23 protein-coding genes and 3 tRNA genes are annotated in these 26,142 nt (G+C 44.2%); all 26 read right to left on the bottom strand.

All coding sequences use genetic code 11. The features are described 5' to 3' along the window. Positions 1 to 240: 240 nt before the first annotated feature. The gene (locus ACHBIE_RS10210; RefSeq protein ID WP_394733272.1) at positions 241 to 1,509 is read right to left on the bottom strand and encodes a MerR family transcriptional regulator; all 1,269 of its coding nucleotides are present in this window, start codon (positions 1,507 to 1,509) and stop codon (positions 241 to 243) included. A 225-nt stretch (positions 1,510 to 1,734) separates the two neighbouring features. Beyond that, positions 1,735 to 3,027, bottom strand: coding sequence for an adenylosuccinate lyase (purB, locus tag ACHBIE_RS10205; RefSeq protein ID WP_029179961.1), 1,293 nt, complete (start codon positions 3,025 to 3,027; stop codon positions 1,735 to 1,737). A 144-nt stretch (positions 3,028 to 3,171) separates the two neighbouring features. Continuing rightward, positions 3,172 to 4,239 carry a 5-(carboxyamino)imidazole ribonucleotide synthase gene (purK, locus tag ACHBIE_RS10200; RefSeq protein ID WP_394733271.1) on the bottom strand — a complete coding sequence of 356 codons (1,068 nt, stop codon included), beginning with the start codon at positions 4,237 to 4,239 and terminating at the stop codon, positions 3,172 to 3,174. Continuing rightward, positions 4,226 to 4,714 carry a 5-(carboxyamino)imidazole ribonucleotide mutase gene (purE, locus tag ACHBIE_RS10195; protein ID WP_172083793.1) on the bottom strand — a complete coding sequence of 163 codons (489 nt, stop codon included), beginning with the start codon at positions 4,712 to 4,714 and terminating at the stop codon, positions 4,226 to 4,228. The genes purK and purE overlap by 14 nt, the downstream gene beginning before the upstream one ends. A gap of 25 nt (positions 4,715 to 4,739) precedes the next feature. Continuing rightward, complete coding sequence (purD, locus tag ACHBIE_RS10190; RefSeq protein WP_394733270.1) at positions 4,740 to 6,002, bottom strand: phosphoribosylamine--glycine ligase; 1,263 nt, start codon at positions 6,000 to 6,002, stop codon at positions 4,740 to 4,742. 120 nt (positions 6,003 to 6,122) lie between these two features. Further along, complete coding sequence (locus ACHBIE_RS10185) at positions 6,123 to 7,028, bottom strand: type II restriction endonuclease (RefSeq protein ID WP_248054867.1); 906 nt, start codon at positions 7,026 to 7,028, stop codon at positions 6,123 to 6,125. Then, positions 7,028 to 7,954, bottom strand: coding sequence for a type II restriction endonuclease (locus tag ACHBIE_RS10180; RefSeq protein WP_394733269.1), 927 nt, complete (start codon positions 7,952 to 7,954; stop codon positions 7,028 to 7,030). Before ACHBIE_RS10180 ends, ACHBIE_RS10185 begins: the two co-directional genes overlap by 1 nt. Then, positions 7,932 to 8,747: a DNA-methyltransferase gene (locus ACHBIE_RS10175; RefSeq protein ID WP_394733268.1), complete on the bottom strand. Its 816-nt coding sequence runs from the start codon at positions 8,745 to 8,747 to the stop codon at positions 7,932 to 7,934. Before ACHBIE_RS10175 ends, ACHBIE_RS10180 begins: the two co-directional genes overlap by 23 nt. Beyond that, positions 8,737 to 9,567 carry a DNA adenine methylase gene (locus ACHBIE_RS10170; RefSeq protein WP_248054863.1) on the bottom strand — a complete coding sequence of 277 codons (831 nt, stop codon included), beginning with the start codon at positions 9,565 to 9,567 and terminating at the stop codon, positions 8,737 to 8,739. Before ACHBIE_RS10170 ends, ACHBIE_RS10175 begins: the two co-directional genes overlap by 11 nt. 65 nt (positions 9,568 to 9,632) lie before the next feature. Then, positions 9,633 to 11,180, bottom strand: a complete 1,548-nt coding sequence (gene purH / locus ACHBIE_RS10165; protein WP_394733267.1) for a bifunctional phosphoribosylaminoimidazolecarboxamide formyltransferase/IMP cyclohydrolase — start codon at positions 11,178 to 11,180, stop codon at positions 9,633 to 9,635. Between the two features lie 9 nt (positions 11,181 to 11,189). Then, positions 11,190 to 11,741, bottom strand: a complete 552-nt coding sequence (gene purN / locus ACHBIE_RS10160) for a phosphoribosylglycinamide formyltransferase (RefSeq protein WP_394733266.1) — start codon at positions 11,739 to 11,741, stop codon at positions 11,190 to 11,192. After that, positions 11,738 to 12,757: a phosphoribosylformylglycinamidine cyclo-ligase gene (gene purM / locus ACHBIE_RS10155; protein WP_394733265.1), complete on the bottom strand. Its 1,020-nt coding sequence runs from the start codon at positions 12,755 to 12,757 to the stop codon at positions 11,738 to 11,740. Before purM ends, purN begins: the two co-directional genes overlap by 4 nt. A gap of 18 nt (positions 12,758 to 12,775) precedes the next feature. Continuing rightward, positions 12,776 to 14,230, bottom strand: coding sequence for an amidophosphoribosyltransferase (purF, locus tag ACHBIE_RS10150; protein ID WP_394733264.1), 1,455 nt, complete (start codon positions 14,228 to 14,230; stop codon positions 12,776 to 12,778). Between the two features lie 2 nt (positions 14,231 to 14,232). Beyond that, complete coding sequence (locus ACHBIE_RS10145; protein ID WP_394733263.1) at positions 14,233 to 17,952, bottom strand: phosphoribosylformylglycinamidine synthase; 3,720 nt, start codon at positions 17,950 to 17,952, stop codon at positions 14,233 to 14,235. 18 nt (positions 17,953 to 17,970) lie between these two features. Next, positions 17,971 to 18,678, bottom strand: coding sequence for a phosphoribosylaminoimidazolesuccinocarboxamide synthase (gene purC, locus ACHBIE_RS10140; protein WP_105111636.1), 708 nt, complete (start codon positions 18,676 to 18,678; stop codon positions 17,971 to 17,973). 117 nt (positions 18,679 to 18,795) lie between these two features. Next, on the bottom strand, positions 18,796 to 19,044 hold the full coding sequence (locus tag ACHBIE_RS10135) for a phosphopantetheine-binding protein (RefSeq protein ID WP_105111635.1): 249 nt from the start codon (positions 19,042 to 19,044) through the stop codon (positions 18,796 to 18,798). Beyond that, positions 19,037 to 20,044: a phosphate acyltransferase PlsX gene (gene plsX, locus ACHBIE_RS10130; RefSeq protein WP_105111634.1), complete on the bottom strand. Its 1,008-nt coding sequence runs from the start codon at positions 20,042 to 20,044 to the stop codon at positions 19,037 to 19,039. The genes ACHBIE_RS10135 and plsX overlap by 8 nt, the downstream gene beginning before the upstream one ends. Further along, the gene (gene recO, locus ACHBIE_RS10125; protein ID WP_394733262.1) at positions 20,041 to 20,817 is read right to left on the bottom strand and encodes a DNA repair protein RecO; all 777 of its coding nucleotides are present in this window, start codon (positions 20,815 to 20,817) and stop codon (positions 20,041 to 20,043) included. Before recO ends, plsX begins: the two co-directional genes overlap by 4 nt. Next, on the bottom strand, positions 20,804 to 21,982 hold the full coding sequence (locus ACHBIE_RS10120; RefSeq protein ID WP_105111632.1) for a pyridoxal phosphate-dependent aminotransferase: 1,179 nt from the start codon (positions 21,980 to 21,982) through the stop codon (positions 20,804 to 20,806). The genes recO and ACHBIE_RS10120 overlap by 14 nt, the downstream gene beginning before the upstream one ends. Positions 21,983 to 22,077: 95 nt before the next feature. After that, a complete protein-coding gene (locus ACHBIE_RS10115) occupies positions 22,078 to 23,043 on the bottom strand; it encodes a ribose-phosphate diphosphokinase (RefSeq protein WP_105111631.1) in 966 nt (321 codons plus the stop codon). Between the two features lie 97 nt (positions 23,044 to 23,140). Then, the gene (gene pcsB, locus ACHBIE_RS10110) at positions 23,141 to 24,394 is read right to left on the bottom strand and encodes a peptidoglycan hydrolase PcsB (protein WP_105122066.1); all 1,254 of its coding nucleotides are present in this window, start codon (positions 24,392 to 24,394) and stop codon (positions 23,141 to 23,143) included. Between the two features lie 91 nt (positions 24,395 to 24,485). Then, a complete protein-coding gene (gene mreD / locus ACHBIE_RS10105) occupies positions 24,486 to 24,995 on the bottom strand; it encodes a rod shape-determining protein MreD (protein ID WP_257104987.1) in 510 nt (169 codons plus the stop codon). 1 nt (position 24,996) lies between these two features. Further along, a complete protein-coding gene (gene mreC / locus ACHBIE_RS10100) occupies positions 24,997 to 25,815 on the bottom strand; it encodes a rod shape-determining protein MreC (protein ID WP_170239592.1) in 819 nt (272 codons plus the stop codon). Between the two features lie 58 nt (positions 25,816 to 25,873). Beyond that, positions 25,874 to 25,961 (bottom strand) — tRNA-Ser (locus tag ACHBIE_RS10095). A gap of 16 nt (positions 25,962 to 25,977) precedes the next feature. After that, positions 25,978 to 26,051: transfer RNA gene (locus ACHBIE_RS10090), tRNA-Ile, on the bottom strand. A gap of 17 nt (positions 26,052 to 26,068) precedes the next feature. Further along, a tRNA-Phe gene (locus tag ACHBIE_RS10085) sits at positions 26,069 to 26,141 on the bottom strand. Between the last annotated feature and the right edge of the window lies 1 nt (position 26,142).

The raw sequence follows: 26,142 nt of genomic DNA, 5'->3' as shown, positions 1-26,142 counted from the left end.
CTGGCAAAAAGACCGACTATCAGACCAATAAACAGAAAAAGACAAACGCCTCTTAAGTGTTTGTCTTCAGTCTGAAGACCAGACTAAGTCTGGCATTTTCCGGAGATTATATGATACCTAGCTCTTGTCGCTTGCGACTTAGAGCTAGGGACACCTTTAGGTGAAAAGTATTTCTGCTATTTTTAGCTTGGATAAAGTATAACTCGTCAAACTTAAGGGAAACTAAAACAGGATTTACGCTTATTTCTTTTCAATAATCCGCAAAAATCGCTCTAGATAGTGCGAATCTAACTCATTATACTGACTTCCCTCTGTCGAACTTTCTTTGGTAATTTTCAGATTCATCAACTGCCCATCAAACTCCTCTAGTTCGATGTAGGTATCGTCAGGTACCAAGTTCTGATTAACAGCTGGTTGCATAAACACAATTTCCTTTCCGTCAAGCTGAATGCGATAGCTAAACTGCCCCTGCTTTTCAGCTTCATCCAAGGTAAAAACCTTTGCTCCAAATCCTGTCCAGATAGACTTGACATCGCTGTAAAGATATGACTTGGACGGAGCCAGCAGATTGATGTCGATAATCTGGTCTTTGGTCACTGCTGTTGTGGTAGAAATCAGCAGAGCGGTCAATAGGATACAACCGCCTGCCAGACCCAAGCCATATTTCCAAGATACTTTCACCAGCCTCGCCAGTTTTCCCAAAAGAAAAACGAGAAAAACCATGATAAACAATGTAGCAACCTTACCCAGACCAGTCGAATACTCATAGAAGTGCCAATCGCTTGGTAGGAAAAATCTTTCGGTCAACCAGTCGACAAGAACAAAGTAGGCAATCCCACCTACGAGGGAGATGAGACCAATCGGAATCCACCAAGCCTGACTACGATTCTTCTGGCGAACCTTGTCTCGATGTTTCCACCAGGTCACGATGTAATCTCTCCAGAGAAGCGTTATCCAAGCGGTTGCTAGCAGGGAAACCACTGCTAGTAGGAAAAGATTTTCCTGACGACCCTCTTGGATTCGGGTAAACAACCAGAGAATCGGACCTGATAGCGACAAGGTCTGCAAGAGAGTCATCCAAATACTTGGTAGCAAGGCATCTTCTAAATCTTGTTTGAAGTCTTGAAATTCACCGCTTTCCACAAAAGCAATGGATTCCTGTGCTTCTTCCAACCAATCCTCTTTCTTACCCAAATCTCTGACCACCTGGTCCAACAAATCAACCTTGTCTCTCAATTCTTCTGCTTGCTGATTGATTCCCCGCTTTTTCTCATGCAAGGCTGACTGCAAGTCCTCCTCTGGCAAGGCTAGGAGGTCCGTAATCTCTGCTAAGGAAAACTCAAAATAGCGGAGCAACTTAATCAAGCGAAGCTGACGTACATTTTCCTCCGAATAATCACGGTAATCGTTGAGCGGATTTCTCGCCAGTTCAATCAGACCCTTTTCCTCATACAGCCGAAGCGCCTTAGTTGACAAGCCTGTCAACTTCTCCACATCTTTGACCTGCATAAGCAACCTCCATCTGTTTTAATAGTCCTAACATACACTATTACCCTAGGGATGAGTCAAGGATTTTTTGATTTTTTATACAAAAACAGTCAGCTAATTCTTGCTGACTGTTTTCTGGAGATTATATGAAAAAGAATGGGCTATTTCTAGCTTGAATAGAGTATAAGTCGCCAAGCTTAAGGAAAACTAAAAAATTCTCTGGAAAATCCAAAGAATTTTGATTTTTTATAATCCAAGTCGTTCAAAGATGTCATCCACCCGCTTAGCATAGTAGTCTGGGTTGAAGAGTTCATCGATTTCTTCTTGACTGAGTTTAGCCGTCACGCGCTCATCCGCTTCGAGAAGGGGCTTGAAGTCCACTTGATTATCCCATGACTGCGCCGTTTTTGGTTGCACCAAATCATAGGCTTCCTCACGGGTCATACCTTTCTCAATCAAGCTGAGCATAACACGCTGGCTGTAAATCAAGCCAAAAGTCGACTCCATATTGCGTTTCATATTTTCAGGGAAGACCGTCAAGTTCTTGACAATATTACCAAAACGATTGAGCATATAGTTGATAAGAATGGTCGTATCCGGAGTGATAATCCGCTCCGCTGACGAGTGGGAAATATCGCGTTCGTGCCAGAGAGCCACATTCTCAAAAGCCGTCACCAAGTGACCACGCACCACACGAGCCAGACCGGTCATATTTTCAGAACCGATAGGGTTGCGTTTATGGGGCATAGCAGAGCTGCCCTTTTGGCCTTTGGCGAAATACTCTTCGACTTCACGTTGTTCAGATTTTTGCAGTCCACGGATTTCTGTCGCCATACGCTCGATAGACGTTGCAATCAAGGCTAGGGCTGAGAAATATTCTGCGTGAAGGTCACGAGGAAGGACCTGGGTAGAAATTTCCTGCGGACGAATTCCCAATTTGCCACAAACATACTCTTCCACAAATGGAGGAATGTTAGCAAAGTTTCCAACCGCACCTGAAATTTTACCAGCTTCAACACCCTTGGCAGCCACATCAAAACGCTCCATATTGCGTTTCATTTCGCTATACCAAGTCGCCAGTTTCAAACCGAAGGTCGTTGGCTCTGCATGGACACCGTGGGTCCGCCCCATCATGATGGTGTACTTGTGCTCACGCGCCTTGTCGGCGATGATAGTGGTAAAGTTTTCAAGATCGCGACGGATAATGTCGTTAGCCTGCTTGTAGAGGTAGCCGTAAGCCGTATCCACCACATCGGTCGATGTCAGACCGTAGTGGACCCACTTGCGTTCCTCACCAAGACTTTCCGAAACCGCACGCGTGAAAGCCACCACATCGTGACGGGTTTCTTCTTCGATTTCTAAAATGCGGTCGATGTCAAAAGTCGCCTTCTCACGAATCAAGGCTACATCTTCCTTGGGAATCTCGCCCAACTCAGCCCAAGCCTCATCTGCGAGGATTTCCACCTCCAACCAAGCCTTGTACTTGTTCTCTTCACTCCAAATAGCCGCCATCTCTGGACGGGAATAACGATTGATCATTGTTTCTCCTTACATTTAAAAAGTTTACTTATTGCTTATCCAATCTATCTCAGATTTCCTTTAACAACTTGACGATTTAATTCCATAAATAAACCATCAATGCAAAGCTAGCAACTAAATAGCATTGATACTGTAGCCACACTACTACAAGGCCACCTCAACGTCATCCGTCAACACCGTCACATGTCCCATTTTGCGATTGTGCTTCGCTTCTAGTTTACCATAAAAGTGGGGATGGGCGGTAGGATTTTCTTGAAGAAAGGTTTGGACTGCTTCCATGTCTTGTCCTAGGACGTTAATCATGACAGCTGGAGAGAGCAGGCGTATAGGAGATAGAGGCTCCCCTAGAATGCCTCGGATTTGGGTATCAAACTGTGAAAAATCACAAGCTTCAATGGAATAATGTCCTGAATTGTGTGGTCGAGGGGCAATCTCATTCACAAGAATTTCTTGCCCTGCCACAAACATTTCAACACAAAGGGTACCTGCTAATTGAAGTTTATCTGCGATTTGCAAAGCCATAGTTTTGGCTTTTTCAGCAAGTTCATCTGAAATACGGGCAGGCACGATAGTTTTGTAAAGTATATTATTGCGGTGGATATTTTCCTGCACAGGAAAGACGGTGTAGTCGGAGCCATTGCCAGACACAAGGACGGAGATTTCCAGGTCAAAATTCACAAACTCTTCCAAAACACACTCGGCAGAGTTAGCCAACTGACTAGCCGCCTCCAAGTCCGCCTCTTCTCGAATGACCTTCTGGCCATGTCCATCATAGCCCCCAGTGGCTGTTTTCAAGACGTAGTTTTTGCTGAGGTCCAGACCTTCTAAATCTAGGCTAGAGGTGACGACTTTGTAAGGGGCGACTTGCACGCCAGCTTTTTTTGCCAAAAAATCCTTCTCAAAAATACGATTTTGGGAAATGCGAAGGAGGTCTGTCCCCTGAGGGAGCTGGCCGTCCTTGATGACCGCGTCCAGTCCGTCGGCATCGACATTTTCAAACTCGTAGGTCAGGACATCGCACCGCTCCGCCAACTGTTTGAGGGCCGCCACATCGTGATAGGGAGCAACGATAACCTCGCTGACCTTGGAAGCTGGGCAGTCCGCCGCAGGATCCAGCGTGATCACCTTGTGACCCATGTAAATAGCAGAAATAGCCATCATCTGCCCCAGCTGACCGCCGCCGATAATTCCAATTGTCTTAGATGAGGTCATCTGTCATCGCCTCCGCAATTTTTTCTTGTTCCTTGGCAAAATCTGCCAGCTGAGCTGCAATGGTTTGGTCTTCAATGGAGAGAATACGAAGAGCGATCAAGGCTGCATTGGTGGCACCTGCTTCACCGATTGCCATGGTCGCAACAGGTACACCACCAGGCATTTGCACGATAGAGTAGAGCGAATCCACACCGCTGAGGGCACGAGATTGGACGGGAACACCGATAACAGGCAGGGTGGTTTTGGCTGCTACCATACCTGGCAAATGAGCCGCACCGCCCGCTCCTGCGATGATGACCTTAATGCCACGACCGCGAGCTTCTTCGGCGTGACGGAACATGAGGTCTGGGGTGCGGTGGGCAGACACTACTTTCTTTTCATAGGCTACGCCAAATTTGTCCAGCACGTCTGCTGCTTTTTTCATGGTTTTCCAGTCAGAACTAGAACCCATGATGATGGAAATTGGAATGTTCATGATTGTCTTTCCTTTTCTTTATCCCTTATTTTACGGCCTTGCTTCCAATATCTGTCCGATAAAAGAGGCCTGTCGTATCTTGATTTTTCAGCTCCGAGTAAATTTTTTCTTGGGCTTCTTGGACGGTGTCTGCTGTGGTGACTAGCATATAAACCCGACCGCCGTTTGATAGCAGTGCTCTGCTATTTTCCGCAAAACGAGCCCCTGCATAGTAGGTCGTGATGTCGCCCTCGGTCTTCGCTGGCAACTCTACGCCTTTTGCGTAGTCCAGAGGGTAGCCGTTTGAAGCCACGACTACGCCCAGCGTCACGCCGTTTTCCAGCCAGGTTAGCTGGGTAGGACGTTTGTGGAGGATGTCGTCAATGCTCTGAGCAAAGTCGGAGGTCAGACGAGGCAGGATAATCTGGGTTTCTGGGTCGCCAAAACGGGCGTTAAACTCGATGACCTTGGGACCTTGGTCGGTCAGAATCAAGCCAGCATAGAGCACGCCAAGATAAGGTCGCTCTTCAGCAATCATGCCGTCCAGAATAGGTTTGACAATGGTGTCAACCGCTGTGTCCACCACGCTTTGAGGCAGGTGGGGAACAGGAGCATAAGCCCCCATACCGCCTGTGTTGGGACCTTGGTCGCCGTCAAAGGCACGCTTGTGGTCCTGGGCTGTCGGCAGGATATAGAACTGGTCGCCGTTGACCAAGGCAAAGAGGGAAAACTCCTCGCCCACCAAGAACTCCTCGATGACCACGCAGGCACCTGAGTCGCCGAACTTGTTGTCCAAGAGCATCTCCCGTGCTGCTTCAACCGCCTGCTCGACGGTTTCCGCCACGACCACGCCCTTGCCCAGTGCCAAGCCGTCCGCCTTGACCACGATTGGTGCACCCTGCTCTTCGATGTAGGTTTTGGCTTCTTCGAAGTTGGAAAATGTGCCAAAGGCTGCTGTTGGAATACCGTATTTGACCATGATTTGTTTGGCAAAGTCTTTTGACCACTCCAGCTCCGCGGCTAGACGACTCGGACCAAAAGCCTTTAGTCCCGCCTGTTCAAAATCATCAACGATACCTGCTGCCAAAGCATCATCTGGACCAACAAAAGTCCAAGCAATATCATTTTCCTTGGCAAAGTTGATGAGAGCGGAATGTTCGGAAATTCCGATATTAACCAATTCAATACCGTCTAAAGTCATTCCGTCATTTCCAGGAGCAACAAAGACCTGTTCTACCTGCTCAGACTCTATCAATTTCTTTGCAATAGCGTGTTCACGACCACCAGACCCAACGACCAAAAGTTTCATTTTTCCCACCTCAAAAACGGATTTTCTATAAACAGTATAGCAAAAATAGACGGTTTTTGATAGAAAGAACAAGGAAACGTTCGGGAATGGAAAAAGCTCACACAAGGTGAGCAAATTTGATTATCTAAACAAATCATATAAGTAACCTTGTTTTAGCATGTCGAGATTGAAGACATGGGTTATATGACCAAATGCTTCTGCTAAAGGAAGATGGGCAGTCTTCCATCCCTGACCATCCGTTACCCAAACAAAATTCACATCATCTACCGATTTTGTTACAAATTGGCTTAATTCTGTAAATTCTCCAGCTACAGCCTTTAACTTACTACCGCCTCCACCATAATAATTCGTTTCAATTAACCATACTTTATGTTTATCTTTTGAAAATACAGCAACATCAAATCGGCGTTCCGACTTATCAACAGGGACCTCAATCCCCCAATTATCCTTTATAAATGGAGCTGTTGCTTGTGCCTTAAACTCCAATCCATATTCTTTACAGACATGTGCTACTGTTCGCTCTAAAATCCCCTCCATGGTAGTTCCGCTTCTATTCTTACGAGCATTACTGTCAAGTCCCGCCTCTACTCCATAAACGTAGTCCACTAGAGAGCGATTGGCTTTCTTTTGCAAAAAATCTAATAATCCTGTTGCTTCTACAAAGTTAGTATAATCTACAATTCTATCCTCATCAATTTTTGCAAAATCTAAGTTATCAAAACTCATATTATCATCGGCATCAATTGATAAAATATCCAGTGTTTTATCACGACTTGCAATCAAACTTGGTATAGCTTTTAATAAATTTGGTTGTTTATTAAAAAGTTGCAACGCTTCGTTGTATATATCATCTTTACCAATTAAATAATTCAAAGTATTTAATTCTAACTCATATTTTTTTGTTTCTCGTGCAACCTTAGACCAATTGACATAGTAATCTGGCGTTCGATTAGTAACTGATAAAGTACTTAAAAATATTTTTAAGCGTTCTTCAGAAGATAAATTTATATAAGCTTGCAAATTCATTAGTCCATCTCCATTTCTAATAACTCTTTAATATTTTTATTCCGAATATCATGGAGATTGTACAATCTTGGTATTCTTTCAAATGCCTCCTCTAAATTAGATTTAGACCTTTGCCAACCTTCACCATCTGTTATCCAAACAAAATGAACATTCGAAATTTCAGTAAGTTTTTCTGCTAAATTTTCATATGAACGTGTGGTTTCATTTGGTTTTGACCCTGATTTAGAATAGAAATTTACTTCCGTTAAATACAATTGACCATTTGCGTGAATTGCAAAATCGAATTTCTTATGATTTTTACCATTATTCGTTATGGCACTTAAATCAATATGAAATAGTGATTCAATTTGCTTAGTACTTATTTGTTTATAGTAGTCCGTTTTTTCTTTTAGTCCTGCATTCCAAAGTTCTCTTTCAACCAAAGCTTCCATTATCTTACCCATTCTATTTTTACGACCATTTGAATCTAACCCGACTTCTACACCGTAAACATAGTCCTGTAAGTTTTTAACTAGATGTGATTGCAGTAGTTCAAAAACACCTGTATTCTCTAGCAAATCTGCATAATTCTCTATGGTATAGTTAGGAGAATAAAAATCAAAATCGTAGCTTATTATAGCATCGTCCCCATACTCGCGAATAGGTAAAGCAATTGGTTTACGATTTTTTCCTCGGCCTTTAGATTCCAAACGTATAGCCAAAAGAATTGGTATGATAGTTAACACATCTGGATACTTTTCACAGATTGCGATAAAATCTTCTCGAATTTGTTTACTCCCTACCAACGTATTCAAGATATTCAAATTAGTTCTCAAATACAGGTCGTTCATATTATTAAAAACTTTTGTAAAGTCAACATAGTAGTTCCAATCAGCAACCGTATCTGTAAAAGTTTCAAACCAACTATGAAAAATTCTTCTTGCCATCTTCCTTATCCAATCTAGTTCTCGCGATTTTTAAATAATCCCGTTCAGCATCAATCCCAATAAATTTTCTTCCTAAACGTTTGGCAACCACTCCTGTCGTCCCGCTTCCTACAAATGGATCAAGTATGTAATCTCCTTCTTGAGTTGAAGCTAAAATAATACGTTCTAAAAGATATTCTGGTTTCTGAGTCGGATGCTTACCTGCCCATTTTTCAGATTTTTTTGTTAGTCCTCCAACCCAAACATCTTTCATTTGTTTGCCATCATTGAGTTCTTTCATAAGTTCGTAATTATAATAATGACGAGCTTTTTTATCATCTTTTCGAGCCCATAAAATAGTTTCCGTTGAATGAGTAAAGTAACGACAGGAAAGATTTGGGGCAGGATTTGTCTTCTGCCAAGTAATATTATTTAGTATTTTAAAACCTTCTTGTTCTAAGGCCATCCCCACTGAATAAATATTGTGAAAGCTCCCTGAAATCCAAATGGTCCCATTTGGTTTCAACACATTTTTGGCTAAGCGAATCCACTCCCTATTAAATTTATGTTTTTCTTCTAAAGAATTAACCTTATCCCAATCCCCCTTATCTACGGAAACAACTTGACCTCCAGAGTTAGAAATTCCCCCATTACTTAAAAAATATGGAGGATCTGCAAAAATCATATCCATGCTCTCTGGTTTCATTTTATTCAAAAATTCAAATGTATCTGCGTGTACCAAAATAGCTTTATTTTTATGATAGTATGGTTTGTTCATTAAGACCCCTCCATACTTATATTCGTTATTCGCCATAATTTCTTACAATAATTTCTTGAATTTTTCCACGACTGGAATTACTTGCTCCATTCGTTCTCGATACATCTACTCGGGAAATATTAAAACCAGCGTACAATTCTTCAACTACTGGGCTTGAAGAGTTAGAAAGCATTACATTAACTCCTCTTCGGTCTAAATCTATGAAAGTATCTCTTAATCGACGCTGATCCTCATCCGAAAAACCTTCATGCGTATAGGAAGTAAAAGAGCTAGTAGCCGTTATAGGAACATATGGAGGATCAAAATATACAAAATCTCCTGCAACAGCTTCTTCAACTGCCGTAACAAAATCACCTTGCATAATTAAAATATTGTTATCATTTAAGTATCTTGATACACTAAGAATAAGTTCCGAGTCTACTATCTTTGGATTTTTGTACCTACCGTAAGGAACATTAAACTGATTTTTAGAGTTCACCCTATATAGACCATTAAAATCTACTCGTAGCATATACAGTATGCGTGCTGCTCGCTCTACATCGGACATAGTTTCTATTCTACCATCTCTGTCAACCGAACGAACATTCAAATAATATTCCTTGGAATTGTTCTCTTGATGGATATGTAATAAATCAAGCAATGCTTCTGGATTATCCCGTATCTGTAAATAAGTATTTATCAATTCCTCATTAAAATCGTTTATTACGGCATTTTCGGGAGCTAAATCAAAGAATAGTGCTCCTCCCCCAACAAACGGTTCAAAATATCTATTGTATTCTAATGGCAAGTGTTCATGTAGCTGCGTTAATAACTTCCGCTTCCCACCTGTCCATTTCGTAAAAGGTTTTAAAATCATAGAACTATTATACCAAAAACCACCCCAACTTCTCCAGCTGGGGTGTCTTTCTTGCATCAAATTTCTCAATGTCTAAAATGTCTTACTCCTGTAAAGACCATGGTCAAGCCGTACTTGTTAGCCATGTCAATGGAGTCTTGGTCGCGAACAGAGCCACCTGGCTGGATAATAGCCTTGATGCCTGCCGCTGCGATTTCTTCCACATTATCAGCAAATGGGAAAAAGGCATCCGATGCCAATACGGCTCCATCCAAACGCTCCTTGGCTTGCTCGATAGCGATGCGGACGGAAGCCACACGGTTTGTTTGCCCCGGCCCCACGCCCAAGGTCATCTTGTCATTAGTGATGATGATGCCGTTGGACTTGACATACTTAGAGGACTTCCAGGCGAACTCCATGGCTGCCCACTCTTGCTCGGACGGTTGACGCTCGGTCACCACCTGCCAGTCCGCTGGGCTTTCCACCACCACGTCCTGATCCTGCACCAAAAGCCCGCCGACAACGCCTGTGAACTCTTTTTCCACTTCGCTTGCATCCTGTGCGTCAAAGGCCAATTCCAAAATCCGAAGGTTTTTCTTTTTATTGGTCAAAATAGCTAGCGCTTCTGCCGAGTAGCTAGGTGCGATAATGATTTCTAAGAAAATCGGGTGCATCTTTTCAGCCGTCGCAGCATCCACTTCCCTGTTCAGCACGACGATGCCTCCGAAAATTGATACTGGGTCAGCCTCATAAGCGTAATTCCAAGCCTGTTCAATAGTTTCAGCCTGACCGATACCACAAGGGTTCATATGCTTGAGGGCCACAACAGTTGGACGGTCCTTAAAATCACGGATAATCCGAATGGCCGCATCCGCATCCCGAATGTTATTGAAGGACAATTCCTTACCGTTTAACTGCTTAGCAGCTGCAATAGAATAGTCTGTCGGAAGGGCATTTTGGTAGAAATCCGCATATTGCTGAGGATTTTCTCCGTAACGCATAGGCTGATTAAGATCGTAGGTAATGGTGAGTTTTTCAGGCTTCTCTTCACCGACTTGCTTGGTAAAGTAGTCTGCAATAAGGGCGTCATAGGCTGCGGTGTGACGGAAGACCTTGGCAGCCAATCGCTGACGCGTTGGGTAGGTCGTCTGACCCTGCTCTGCTATCTCCCCTAAAACCGTCGGATAATCTGCCGGATCCACCACAACCGTTACGCTGGCGTGGTTTTTGGCTGCCGAACGAAGCATGGACGGACCGCCGATGTCGATGTTCTCCACCGCCAAGTCGTAGGTCACATCTGGACGTAAAATAGTCTCTTTGAAGGGATAAAGGTTGACCACTACCAAGTCAATCAAGCCAATTTCATGGTCTTTAGCTGCTTGCAGGTGGCTGTCCAAATCCCGACGAGCCAGCAAACCACCATGGATTTTGGGATGAAGCGTCTTAACACGGCCGTCCATCATCTCAGGAAAACCAGTCACATCGTCAATGGCGATAGTCGTTACGCCTGCCTGATCCAAGGCAACCTTTGTGCCTCCTGTCGAAATGATTTCCCAACCAAGCTTGGTCAATTCTTGGGCAAATTCTACAATACCATTTTTATCTGATACGCTAATTAGTGCGCGTTTTGTCATGATTTCTCCTTATTTTTTCACTGCCCCCAACACCTCCAAAACTGCTGGATAGAGTTGGTACTCGGCTTCATGTATTCTAGCTTCAAAGGTTTCTAAGCTATCGTCAGCCAGCCTTGGTACTCGGACTTGCTGGATAATTTGTCCTGTGTCGACGCCGCTGTCAACCCAGTGGACTGTTACGCCACTTTCAGACACGCCTGCCTGCCAAGCATCTTCAATCCCGTGAGCTCCTGGAAATTCAGGCAAGTAGGCTGGGTGAATGTTGATGATACGACCTTCATATTGAGCTAACAAGGTCGGACCAACAATCTTCATATAGCCTGCCAAGACAACCAAGTCAATCTGATGCTGGTCTAAGAGTTGGATGAGGGCTTCTTCGTAAGCCTGCTTATCCGCAAATTCTTTTAATTCAAAAGTAAATGCTGGCACACCAAGTTTTTCAGCCCGTTCCAGGACATAGGCATTTCTACGGTCTGAAAAGAGGAAGGCTACTTCAAACTGCTCTGCGATGACTTGGAAATTAGAACCAGACCCGCTGGCAAAAACAGCTATTCGTTTCATTTGATGACCACGCTCTTGTCTTCCTTAGTGATAATGCGGCCGATTTCATAGACTTCTTCGCCTACCAATTCACGGACTTTCTCCACCTGCTCTGGACTGACAGCCAGTACCAGACCGATACCCATATTGAAGATTTCAAACATTTCTTCATGTTTGATCTGGCCGTATGTTTCAAGGGCTGTAAAGATTGGAAGGACTGGAATCTTATCTTCCTCAATTTCAGCTGCAAGATTGCCTGCAAACATACGGGGAATATTTTCAATGAAACCACCGCCTGTGATGTGGGCAATGCCGTTGACCAGCCCTGCTTTTACCAGAGGCAACACCTGCTGGACATAGATACGGGTCGGCTCTAAGAGAACATCCTTCAGAGCTCTGCCATTGAGCTCTGGTAACAGAGCATCGCCAGAAACATCCGCAAAGACCCGGCGCACCAGTGAGTAACCATTGGAGTGGATACCACTTGAGGCCAAGCCGAGCAAGACATCGCCTTCTTTGACCTTGCTGCCGTCGATGAGCTGGGATTTTTCTGCAATACCAACCGCAAAACCAGCCAAATCGTAGTCGTCCTCGCCGTACATGCCAGGCATCTCAGCCGTCTCGCCACCAATCAGCCCACAACCTGCCTGGACACAGCCTTCCGCAACACCTGCAACCACCTGCTCCAGCTTGGCTGGCTCATTTTTTCCAGTCGCGATGTAGTCGAGGAAGTAAAGCGGCTCCGCACCTGCTGCGATGATGTCGTTGACGCACATAGCCACGCAGTCCTGACCAATGGTATCATGTTTGTCGTACTGGATAGCTAGCATGAGCTTGGTTCCCACGCCATCTGTCCCAGATACCAAGACTGGCTCTTTGACGTCTAATTGCGTCAAATCAAACATGCCACCAAAACCACCGAGGGCCCCCATGACACCTAGTCGTTCAGTACGGGCTACATGCTTTTTAATCCGCTCAACCACTTCGTAGCCAGCTTCGACGTCAACGCCCGACTGGGCATAAGCATTTTTTGACATATCAATCTTCCTTCTTAATTATTTGACCTTTTCGATGTAAAAACTTGTCTGTTCTTCTAAACTACGCAAATATTCTTCCTCATAGTCATAAAGAGGCGTTGGATACTCACCATCAAAATAAGCTACACAAAGTCCTCCATTGGGAGCATCTGTGTCAATACCGATGGCTTCAATCATCCCCTCAAGAGAAAGATAGGTCAGGCTATCTGCTCCAATAATCTCACAGACTTCCTCAACGGTGTGGTTGGCTGAAATCAGCTCCCGACGGGTCTGAATATCAATACCATAGAAACACGGGTACTTGAGCTCTGGACTGCCGATTGCCACATGGACTTCTGCTGCCCCTGCCTCTCGCAAGAGCTGAACAATCCGCCGGCTAGTCGTTCCACGCACGATGGAATCGTCAATCATGACCACACGTTTGCCCTTAACAACCCCAGAAACAGCAGACAACTTCATGCGAACTCCCTGCTCACGGAGCTCCTGGGTTGGTTGGATAAAGGTACGCTGAGTGTACTGATTTTTCACCAAACCCATCTCATTTGGCAAGCCTGATTCTTCGGCAAAGCCCATGGCTGCGCTGAGAGAAGAATTTGGCACACCGACCACAATGTCGGCTTCATGTTGAAATTCCTGCGCTAAGCGTTTGCCCATATTTTTTCGTGCCGTGTGGACATTGACACCATGAATAGTCGAATCAGGTCGGGCAAAGTAGACATATTCCATCGAACAGATCGCCAATTGGGTATCACTTGTGTAACTATCATAGTGGATACCCACATCATCGATGATGACAATCTCTCCAGGTTCGACATCCCGTACCCACTCAGCTCCAACTACTTCAAAGGCACAAGTTTCGCTGGCAATAACCCAGGCTCCATTTTTCATCTTCCCGATAGATAGGGGACGGAATCCATTTGGATCCAAGGCCGCAATCAGCTTGTCCTCTGTCATCAAGAGATAGGCAAAGCCTCCCTTGACAATGCTCAAAGCCTCCTTGACCTTACCCATAAAATTTGGATTGTGGCTGCGACGAATCAGGTGCATGAGAATTTCAGTATCTGACGAGGCATTGAAAATAGCACCTTGCGCTTCCAATTCTTTTCTGAGAGAAATTGCATTGGTCAAGTTCCCATTATGGGCTAATCCAAAAGCTTCATCATGAAATTTATAAAGAAAGGGTTGGATATTTCGAATGTCCGCTGAACCAGCTGTTGCATAACGAACATGTCCGATTGCCGCATTCCCTTTTAACCTTTCCAAATCAACTGGATTTTTAAAAACTTCAGATAAGAGTCCTGTAGCTCGATGTCCATAAAGCGTTCCCTGATTGTTCGAAACAATCCCTGCTCCTTCTTGTCCTCGGTGCTGCAAGCTATGCAGACCAAAATAGGTCACCTGAGCAGCCTGCGGGTGTCCCCAAATGCCGAAAACCCCGCATTCTTCATTGAGTGATTTAACTTCGTATGTCATAGTTATTTTCCTGTAAAATAGCGAACTGCTGAAACAAAGAGTCCTTGGTCTTTCATGCCTGGAATGTTTTGGAAGAGACCGTCCTCGTACCGCTCCGAGTGTCCCATTTTCCCGATGATTTGTCCATTGCGGCTAGTAATACCTTCAATGGCATGGCTGGATCCATTTGGATTGTACTTAGAATCCATGCTTGGCTGACCAGTAAAGTCAACATACTGACTGAAGATTTGCCCATTATCACGCAAAGTAGCAAATTCCGCGTCCGTCACTACAAATTTTCCTTCACCGTGGGAAACTGGGATAGCATGAATGTCACCGACTTGGACACCTGCCAACCACGGTGAGTTGACATTGGCAATCCGCGTTTCCACCATTTTGGCAACGTGCTGGTTGGCATCGTTGTAGAAGAGGGTCGGACTGCTTTCACCCGCCTCCTCAAAGTTTCCATAAGGTAGCAAGCCCGATTTGACAAGTGCCTGGAAACCATTACAAATACCGATGATGAGGCCACCTTTTTCGATGAAACGGTCAATAGCAGAGCGGACCTTGGCGTTTCGTAAGATAGTCACGATAAACTTAGCAGACCCGTCTGGTTCATCCGCAGCGGAGAATCCACCTGCGAAGAAGAGAATGTTGGCCTTTTCAATGTTGTCAACCATGATGTCAACCGACTGCTCAATACTTGCCGCATCCAGCGTCACGAAAGGAACCAATTTGACCTTGGCACCAGCCTGTTCAAATGCTTTGGCGGAGTCGTATTCTGAGTTAGTTCCTGGGAAGACTGGGATGTAAACAAGCGGTACTTCTACTGTTTCCTTGGCTTGTAGAACTGCTGAACTGGTAATTGCTGGAACATCCTGTAAGTCTGTCGCCTGTTCAAAGGCTGTTGGATAGACTTCTTCCAACTTACCTTCAAAAGCAGCTTTTAAGTCTTGTCCGGCTAGATTGACACCATTGACAAGCAGTGCAAAGTCTGTAGTCGTTTGACCGATTTTCACAGCATCTGGAATGTCTTCTTTGGATGTGAAGACAAAGCCACCTAGCTGACCTGTCAGGCTAGTTTCAAGTTCCGCCAGCTCGACTTCTGCACCGATTTGGTTACCAAAGGACATGAGGGCTAGACTTTCTAAGACACCACCATACTTGACTGCACTAGCAGCCGTAATCGCATAATCGCTCTGCCATTTTTCAAAAGTCTCAAAATTAGACTTAATCAAGGCGAAATCAATGTCTTCCGACAAGGCTTGACCTGGTAAATAATAAATATACTCACCAGCCGCTTTGAACTCAGGCGATAGAACCTTGCGACTGTCTGCCGTTGTCACACCAAAGGCAACCAAGGTCGGCGGTACAGTCAAGTCCTCAAAGGTACCAGACATGGAATCCTTGCCACCGATAGACGGCAAGCCAAGCTGGATCTGAGCCTCGATAGATCCCAGTAGTGCTGCTACTGGCTGACCGAAACGCTCAGCCTGCTTGTCCATGCGCTGGAAATACTCCTGATAGGAGAAGCGAGCCTTGGACCAGTTAGCCCCTGTTGCCACCAAGCGAGCTGTCGCTTCGATGACCGCATAGGCTGCTCCGTGGTAAGGTGACCAGTCTGCCAGATACGGATGATAACCCTGAGCCATGACGGAAGCCGTTGTCGTCACACCGTGTTGGACAGGTAGTTTCTGCACAGAGCTTTCTGTCGGTGTCAGCTGGTGACGACCTCCGAGTGGGTGGTTGACGGTTGAACGACCAACAGATGAGTCGAAAATGGTCTGCAAACCTTTTTGACTAGTATGGTTGAGGTCTGATAAAAGTTCTTTCAAGTCTTCTTGCAGGGTTTCAGCAGATGTTTTACGCATTTCTGGTAAATTGACAGTGCTGTCAACCACCTTGGCATCCACCACCACGCGCACACCATTGGTATCAAGGAAGGAACGTTTCAAATCGACTATGGTTTGACCATTCCAAGTCATGACCAGGTTTGGTTTTTCAGTGACTTTGGCTACAACAACCGCATGAATATTTTCCTGACGGCAGGCTGCGATAAAGGTTTCCACATCTTGAGGACGGACAACTACACTCATCCGCTCTTGTGATTCAGAAATGGCAATCTCCGTACCATTCAGGCCAGCATACTTGAGTGGAACCTTATCCAAGTCGATTTCAATACCGTCTGCCAGCTCACCAATGGCTACGCAGACACCGCCTGCACCGAAGTCATTGGATTTTTTAATCAAGCGAGTCACGTCACCATTACGGAACAAACGCTGAATTTTGCGTTCTTCAATGGCATTTCCTTTTTGGACTTCCGCTCCAGACGTTTCCACAGACTCAACCGTCTGCACTTTGGAAGAGCCTGTTGCCCCACCGATTCCGTCACGGCCTGTTTTGCCACCCAACAAAATGACCACATCGCCTGCAGTTGGTTTTTCACGAACCACATTTTCCTTTGGAGCGGCACCGACCACGGCACCAAGTTCCATCCGTTTAGCGATAAAGCCTGGGTGGAAATACTCACGCACATAGGTGGTCGCCAGACCAATTTGGTTTCCGTATGAAGAATAACCATGCGCCGCTGTTTTTGAAATGATTTGCTGTGGCAATTTCCCTGAGCGAGTAGCTGTCAGAGGTTGGGTAATATCACCTGCACCTGAAATTCGCATGGCCTGATAAACATAGGAACGACCTGACAAGGGATCACGAATGGCTCCACCGATACAGGTTGCGGCACCACCGAAAGGTTCGATTTCTGTTGGGTGATTGTGGGTTTCATTCTTGAACATAAGGAGCCATGGCTCTTTTACACCATCCACATCCACTTCAATTTCCACCGAGCAGGCATTGATTTCATCTGACACTTCCATATCATCCAGACGACCATTTGCTCGCTCATAACGGCCAAAAATCGTCGCCATATCCATAAGCGTCTGTGGCTTATCTGTCCGACCCAACTCAGTTCGCATAGCAAGATACTTGTCATAAGTCGCCTGCAATTGCTTGTGGAATTTTGAAGCTGAAAAGTCAATAGACCTAAGTTCTGTCTCAAATGTCGTATGGCGGCAGTGGTCACTCCAATAGGTATCCAAAACCTTGAGCTCTGTTTCGGTTGGCACACGACCGATTGACTTGAAATAGTCCTGAATGAAAAGCAGGTCTTCCACTTCCATGGCCAAACCAGCCTCACGCTTGTAGGCCGCAAAATCTGCTTCCGTATACGTTTCAAAAAAGTCCAAGGTCGGAATTGTCGCATCAGATACAGAAAATTCCTGAGATAACAAAGGCACATCCATATCCTTAAAACGGGAATCAACTGGGTTGAGCAAGTATTTCTTAATCGCAGCTAAGTCGTCTTCGATCACATCTGCATTCAAAATGTAAAGCTGACCGGTATTGACACGAACCTCTTGACGGCTACCTAAGAGTAATAAGGCTTCCTGGGCACTAGCTGCGCGCTGGTCAAATTGTCCCGGCAAGGCCTCAATCGCAAAAGAAACAGCCTGATTTAGCTCCAAATCTTTCTCAGTCAAGACCTTATCCGTCACCTGTTCTGTAAAAATATGCTTGACTGCCTGCTCAAACAAGTCTTCTTCCAAGCCAAAGACATCGTAAACCTGCACCAAACGCAAACTAGACAGACTGTTCAACTGCAAATTGTGGACTAATTCCTTGAGCAAAACCTCCGCCTTAATCTGAAAATCTGCCTTCTTCTCAACAAAAATCCGTTTCGCCATATCTAAGCTACCAATCCCCTATTTCACTTCCTGCAATTTTGTCAATACCAACTCATAAACATCCGTTAGAGACCCAAGATTTCTCCGGAAAACATCCTTGTCCAGATGATTACCGTTCGCATCCCACAGTCGGCAATTATCCGGAGAAAATTCATCCGCCAATAGAATATTACCATCCTTGTCATAGCCAAATTCCAGTTTAAAATCGACTAAGCGCAGACCAATCTGAGCAAACAAATCCTGCAAGAAATCGTTGATTTTCCGCGTTTCTGCCTTGATATAGGCAAGGTCCTCCGCACTTGCTAAATCCAGAAAAGCAACGTGTTCGTCATTGATAAAAGGATCATCTAAGTCATCGTTTTTATAGTAAAATTCTACAATAGGCGTCGCAAGTTCTAGCCCTTCTTCCACCCCAAAACGTTTGGAAAAAGAACCAGCCGTGACATTGCGCAAGACCACTTCCAGCGGAATGATGTCCACCTTTTTATTGAGCTGCTCGATATCAGACAGGCGTTTGATAAAGTGAGTTGCAATTCCTGCAGCCTCCATCTTTTCAAAAATCAAGGAAGAAATCAGATTGTTGAGTCGCCCCTTGCCAACTACCTCTTCTTTCTTCCCACCATTAAAAGCCGTCGCCTGATCCTTGTAAACCGCCACAATTTGCTGGCCATCCGTCGTTGCGTAAATATCCTTAGCTTTTCCTGAATAGATAAGGTCTGTTTTCATGAAAATGTTCGCCTTTCGTAAGATATACTAGTCTTTCACTCTATCTTATCAAATAATATTCGTCAATTCAAAAAATAACCTAATTATTTACAAAAAATAAAGAAAAACGCCCGTAAACTACGAACGTTTTTGTTTTTCATCATAAATAAAATCTGCTATATCAGCCAAGGTCTCGAATCGCTCAATGGCAGCATCTGGCACGTCGACACCAAATTCATCTTCCAAATTAAGAACAAATTCCATGACCTCAACTGAATCTTGGGCAATATTGTCCATCAAGGAAGAATCAGGCTGGACAAGAAAGTCCTCTCCCTTCTCCTCTTGAATCATCTCCACAATCTTCTGATAAACTTGCTCTCTAGTCATGATTGTTCTCCACTGGTGAAAATTTGGCCACTGATTTTTCTACTATATTAGCATCCAAAATCTGACGAACCTGCTTTATCGTATAGAAAATAGCTGTTGCATCGCTAGACCCGTGCGCTTTAATAACCGGAGCTTTGAGTCCCAATAAGACTGCGCCGCCTGCCGTCTTGTAATCCAAGGCTCCTAGAGCCTTCTTCAAGGTCGGTTTGAGCAAGAGACCACCGATTTTGGCTAGGAAACTACCTGATTTGATAGCACCTGTCAACTGACCGACGATAGACTTAGCCGTTCCTTCAACTGTTTTCAACACAGCGTTTCCCGTGAAACCATCGGTCACAACCACATCAGCAACGCCGTTGAGCAACTCACGCGCCTCCACATTGCCGATAAAGTTGATAGACGGTTCCTGACTGAGAAGAGCAAAAGCCTCTTGATGCACAGGTGTTCCCTTGGTTTCCTCCGTACCATTGTTCAAGAGAGCCACGCGCGGATTCTTGACCCCACGCACATGCTCCGCATAAAATGAGCCAAGAATACCATACTGATAGAGGTGATGAGCTGTATTTTCTGCATTGGCCCCCAAATCCATCATATCAAAGCCCTTGCCATCCATAGTCGGCAGAGTGGACATGAGTCCGGGACGATCAATATTCTTGATGCGACCGACAACAAAGACACCTGCCGCCAGAAGAGCCCCCGTATTTCCAGCTGATAGCACTGCATCCGCCTGCCCATCCTTAACAGCCTGAGTCGCCAAAACCATAGAAGAGTTTTTCTTGCGACGAATAGCTCGAACTGGTTCATCATCCGAATTGATTTTCTCATCCGTATGGATAATGGTCACTCGCTCCGACGCTGTCAAATAGGGCTTGATTTTAGCCTCATCCCCATAGAGCTGAATTTCAATATCTGAAAATTCCTTGAGGGCCTGATTAACCCCTTCAATGACCGCCTGAGGGGCATGGTCCCCACCCATAGCATCAATTGCAATACGTTTCATTCGTTTTCCTCATTTTCTTTCTTCATAATCTGCCCCCAAGACGACAAATCATCGATAAATTTCTTGGACTTCAAGTGAATACCGACATATTCCTCATAGAGCTGGTCGATAAAGAGCCGCAACTTCCGTTTCATGTCCGGCTTGATCGAAATGGTTTCTAAATCATCAAAAGAAATGGCCTGAAGTTGGTCCAGCAAGTAGGGCACATTGGGGTCCAGATGAGCCCTTCGTTCATCCTTATGATAATGTTGCGGACAGAGAACGCCACTGTATTGATAGGAATAGTCAAAAGGTAGGCCAACTCGGTGACAAAAAGCACACTCGTGAAAATTAAGCCCAATTCCAAACCGCTCCAGCAGTTGAATTTCAAAAATATTGGTCAAAATCTCATAGTCCAAGCCCGATTCCATCAAATCCAAAGTCTTAACCAAAAAGGCAAAGAGCGGCGCATCATGAACCCTATCCTGCAAGGCAGCATCCGCCAAGGCCATCAAATAAGTTGCGTAGCTGAGCTTGAAAATATCCCCATTGATTTCCTTGAAGGGCTGAACCTGATGAAAATCCTCGATATAGCACAGACCCTCTTCATTGATTTTGACAATAAAATCCGCATAGGTCAAGGGCTGAATAGCCGCAACCAACTTGGACTTAGAGGCATGTTTCACGAAAAACATCCGCTTGCCAGCCTGTTCCGTAAAAATCTTGACCAACTTGTCGTCTTCTCGGTAATTGCGATTATAAAGGACTAATCCCCTTGTCTCAATTCGCTCCATTTTCTTCTAAAAACTCTTTTAGACGGACCATGGCTGTTTGGATAGACTCCATGCTGGCTGCATAGGAAATCCGCACATAGCCCTCACCATATTGACCGAAAGCCGCACCCGGAATAAAGGCCACCGCCTTTTTCTGGGCAAATTCCTGTAAGAAGCTAAAGGAATCTTGACTATAGCCCGCAGGAATTTTCGCAAAAATGTAAAAGGCACCATCTGGCTTGATAATCTTAAAGCCCAACTCCGTCATCTTCTCGATAATATAATCCCGACGCTTGATGTACTCCGCTCGCATCGGTAGAGCATCATCCTTACCATTTTTCAAAGCCTCAACCGCGCCGTACTGCATAGCTGTCGATGCCGCTGTCACCAAGTACTGGTGGCTCTTGATAATCTGCGCAATAATCGGCGCCTGACTCATGATTAAACCAATCCGCCATCCCGTCATAGCATGGGATTTGGACAGACCTTGAATGAGAATGGTCTGCTCAGGCAAAAACTCCGCAATCGACGTATGAGGCTGACCTGTGTAGGTCAATTCAGCATAAACCTCATCAGACAAGACAAAGATTGGGTATTTGCGCAAAACATCTGCAAAGGCCGCAATCTGTTCACGTGAATAGGTCACACCAGTCGGATTAGCAGGATAGTTGAGAATGACCGCCTTGAGCTTGTCTCCCTGCTCGATAATGGCTTGTTCCAGCATCTCTGGTGTCAATACAAAATCATTGGCCGTCGTATCAATTTCCACAATATCTGCCCCGACCATATTAACAATCGGCTCATAACCAGGATAAGCTGGCGCAGGCAAGAGCACCGTATCTCCAGCTTCTAAGATAGCCACCAAGCTAGCCGACAAAGCCTCTGTCGCTCCAATAGTTGACAGGATTTCTGTTTCTGGATTGTAGGACAGATTGTACTTTTCAAATACAAATTCCGCTGCCGCCTGACGCAATTCCAAAAGACCTGCCATACCAGTATAATAACTCTTGTTGTCATCAATGGCCGCCTTAGCCGCTTCCTTGACATGGTCTGGCGTCGTAAAATCAGGCTCGCCCAGCGTTAATTTCAAAACTCCAGGAATATGAGAAATCGACTGATCAAACTGACGAATCATAGACACTTCAATTCGATTGAGATTTTTATTAAAACGATCTAATAAATTCATACATTCACCTCAAAAAGATATAGGTTTATTATAATACATTTCCAGCAGAATGAACAGAAAAAAAGAAGAGAAGCTTGCGCTCCCCTTTACCCTCATTATCTTTTATGTGATTCAAACAGCGGTGACAGCGGACGTTTTTCATGGATACGAATAATCGCTTCCGCCAACAAATGCGCTATAGAAATCTGCTCAATCTTATCAATCAAACGGTCTTGTGGAATCTCAATGGTATCCAAGACAACCAGTTTCTCTATGGCTGACTTACTGATATTATCCATAGCAGGTCCAGACAAGACAGGGTGGGTACAAGATGCATAGACAGCTGTTGCACCAGCTTCGGCCAGAGCATCTGCCGCATGGCAAATTGTTCCTGCCGTATCAATCATATCATCAATCAAGATACAGGTCTTGCCCTTAATATCACCGATGATATTCATAACCTCAGAAGTATTCATCTTATCGACACTACGGCGCTTATCAATAATGGCAATCGGTGTTTTCAAGAATTGGGCCAACTTCCGTGCACGGGTCACACCACCATGGTCTGGAGATACAACCACATAACCATCTCCCATCATGCCACGACGCTCAAAATAATCTGCAATCAAAGGCGCACCCATCAAATGGTCGACCGGAATATCAAAGAAACCTTGAATTTGTGCCGCATGGAGGTCAATGGTCAAGAGACGATTTACACCTGCGGTCTCTAACATATTAGCTACTAGTTTTGACGTAATTGGCTCACGAGAACGAGCCTTACGGTCCTGGCGTGCATAACCATAGTATGGCATCACAACGTTAACTGACTCAGCAGAAGCCCTCTTCAAGGCATCTACCATAATTAAAATCTCCATCAAGTTATCATTTACAGGAGAACTTGTTGATTGAAGGATGTACACATGGCTACCACGAATCGATTCTTCGATATTTACCTGGATTTCACCATCAGAAAATTGACGAACACTTGACTTCCCTAAAGGAATTCCCATTTCTTTTGCTACTTCAGCTGCAAGCTTTTGATTGGATGATAAAGCAAACAACATTAAGTCAGAAAACGCCATGACTGCCTCCTAAAAATTTCTACTTATCTATTTTAAACCTTTTTTCTCCATTTTTCAAATAAAAATAGAACGCCTCCAATAGACGTCCTATGAAATTTTAATTTGGATAAATGTAGCCAGCAATTCCTGAGGAGCTAGCATTAAACCAGCCACGGAAATTACTTACATAACGATTACCGTTAAAGTTTGATTCCATTACCTGAATTTCAGATCCATTTACAGCTGTTACTACTGCAACGTGACCATAGTAAGAATTGGTCCATACTGCAACTGCGCCAACTTGTGGTGTCGAACCAGTTCTGAAACCAGCTGCAGCTGCAGAACCAAGCCATTGACCACCATTACCCCAGTAGTTTCCTACCCAAGGAGCAATCTGTTTAACACCCCATGTACATTCACCTACAGGATAAGTATTACCTGCAGAGTAAGTAACAACTGGTGTGGCAACCGTTGTCGCTTCAGCAGCCGGTGTAGCTGCCGCAACTGCTGGAGCAGGAGCCGGTGTAGCTTCCTGTGCTTGAGCTGGCGTCTCTGCCGCAGGAGTCGCAGGAGCTGGTGTGGCAGCTGCAACAGTATTAGAAATAACTGGCGCTACAGCCTGTCTTTGTTTAGCCGCAAGCTCAGCTTGACGAGCCTGATAAGCTGCTTGCTCTTCAGCCGCCTTACGCGCTGCTTCTTCAGCTGCTGCTTTTTGAGCAAGCAAAGATGCTTTTTCATTTTCAGCAGTTGCTTTTTCAGCAGCCAAGTTCAATTGAGCTGCTTTCAAAGATGCTTCTTGTGTTTTCAACTCAACCGCTGCATCTTCTAATTTTTGCTTGTTAGCATATACAACGTTAATCGCTTCTTGGTTAGCGATTTGTTTTTCTTCAATAGCTTCTTTATCTAATTTTTGTTGTTCCAACATACGTTTGTTTGCCGAAACAATTTCACGCATAGCGTTAACACGAGATACTGCATCAACGAGCGATTTTGAATCCAATACAGTATTGATATAGCTAGTTGCAGAACCATTTACTTGAGCACTACGAGCTTGCTCTTTTAAGACACCATCACGTGAAACAATATCCGCAGACAGACGCTCAATTTCAGCGCTCAATTGAGCAGATTCTTCTTCTAACCGTTCATTTTCTGCATTCAATGCATCCTGTTCTGCATAGATGGCATTGACTTTTCCTTGAAGTGCTTCAACCTCTGCTTGTGCTGAAGCTTGTTGAGCTGCAATCGAATTTATTTTCTCATCTTGAGCGGCAATTTTACTATCAGTATCATTTGCACTGATTGTCGCTACATTACCTACTTGAGAAAGAACGATCGTGCTCAAAAATAGTGTAGCAATTACTTGTTTCTTCATATTGCAAGATACTCCTCTATACTTTCTGACTTCTATTATTCTATCACAAAAAATGCGCCCTAATATTACGCGTTTATTACACTTTTATGTCTTAACTGTGATGGAAAAAAAATCGGCCTAGCCATGGATAAATAAATATAAAAATCAGAGTATTGATAATCAGAGTTGGAAGTAAATGATAGAAGAGAAAAATGAAAATAGACAGATGAGATAAGCTAAACACTCGTGCCAAAAGAAAGCCAATCATTTCAAAAAAGAAAATCATGACAAACTGCATCATAAGCAAGGTCCCAAATTTCCAAGGTAACTTATCACTAAAATAATAAACGAAATACAAGAGAACTGGGAATAATACCGTAGCCACACCAATAAGATCTAAGTAATAAATATCAAAAAGAAAACCTAAAATGGCCACTGGAAGAACTGTCTGAGAAAATCGACATTGCAAACTAACATACAAGGCATAGAAAAAAAGAAGATAGGAACTCGCTGACAAAAATCCCGGTAAAAAATTTGTATACAAGAGGGCTAGTTGCCCATCCAATAGAAAAATAAGCACAGAAAAACTTAGGAATAGAATAGGAAACCATTTATTTCTCATATTATTTACCAATCATTAACACCGAATATAGATTGGAAAAATCAGCCGCAGGTGAGACAAATACAGACTTTTCACTGCTACTTGCATTTTCCTGCACAGACTGAACCTTCCCCACTGGCAGATTTGCCGGCACAGTTCCACCAAAATCGCTCGTCACAACCTGACTCCCTACCTTTATCTCCCTTTCTTCATTCAACTGCGAAATGATAAAGCTATTTGATTCAACATCATAACCAGATAGAATACCATAAACCGAGTCAGATCCCAGAATAATCTTGACGGGCACTTTTAACTCAAAAGAGTCATTCGTAAACAAGGAAACTACTGAACTAGTCGACGTCATATCTGAAACAAAACCAATCAAACCATTATTTGACAATACCAAACTGTTTAAGGTTATTCCATCATTTTCCCCCATATCGACCGTTAGGGTCTGGTTCCAAGCCATTGGCGAACGAGAAACAACCATAGCAGCTGTAAAATCTAAGCTAGAATACTCCTCCTTCATAGCAAGATTCTTTCTCAAGTTTTCGTTTTCTTTCACCAAACTTTCATTCTGTGATTGAACATTGCCAAGTGCCATAATTGAAGACTTAAGGTCACTATTTTCATCGTAACTGGCAAATAAGTCTTCTACAATATTCTTCTGTCGCGCTAAGGATTGAAAAGGCCAACCAACAAACCTATGAACAGTTGAAAGTCCATTAGTAACGACTGAAAATCCATTAAATATATTGACCCTCGTCGAAAGAAAAAGCAAAGAAAACGATATAATTACAACTGAAAGAGCGTATAAGAGATAGCGAAAAAATTTATTCATGACTGTCACCCAATTTGTGTAAAATAAAAAGAGATTATCTAACGATATCTCTTTACTACGGAGAATAAGGGATTCGAACCCTTGCGCCAGTTACCCGACCTAACGATTTAGCAAACCGTCCTCTTCAGCCTCTTGAGTAATTCTCCTTAATAACGAATGAAATGGGCACGAGTGGAATCGAACCACCGACCTCACGCTTATCAGGCGTGCGCTCTAACCATCTGAGCTACGCGCCCAAGATGATCTTGGGTAATGGCGCGAGACGGAATCGAACCGCCGACACATGGAGCTTCAATCCATTGCTCTACCAACTGAGCTACCGAGCCA

Origin of the sequence: Streptococcus sp. A23 (assembly GCF_043674155.1) — a bacterium.
GTDB classification, from domain to species: domain Bacteria; phylum Bacillota; class Bacilli; order Lactobacillales; family Streptococcaceae; genus Streptococcus; species Streptococcus suis_V.
This window is presented reverse-complemented; position numbering and strand designations above follow the sequence as displayed.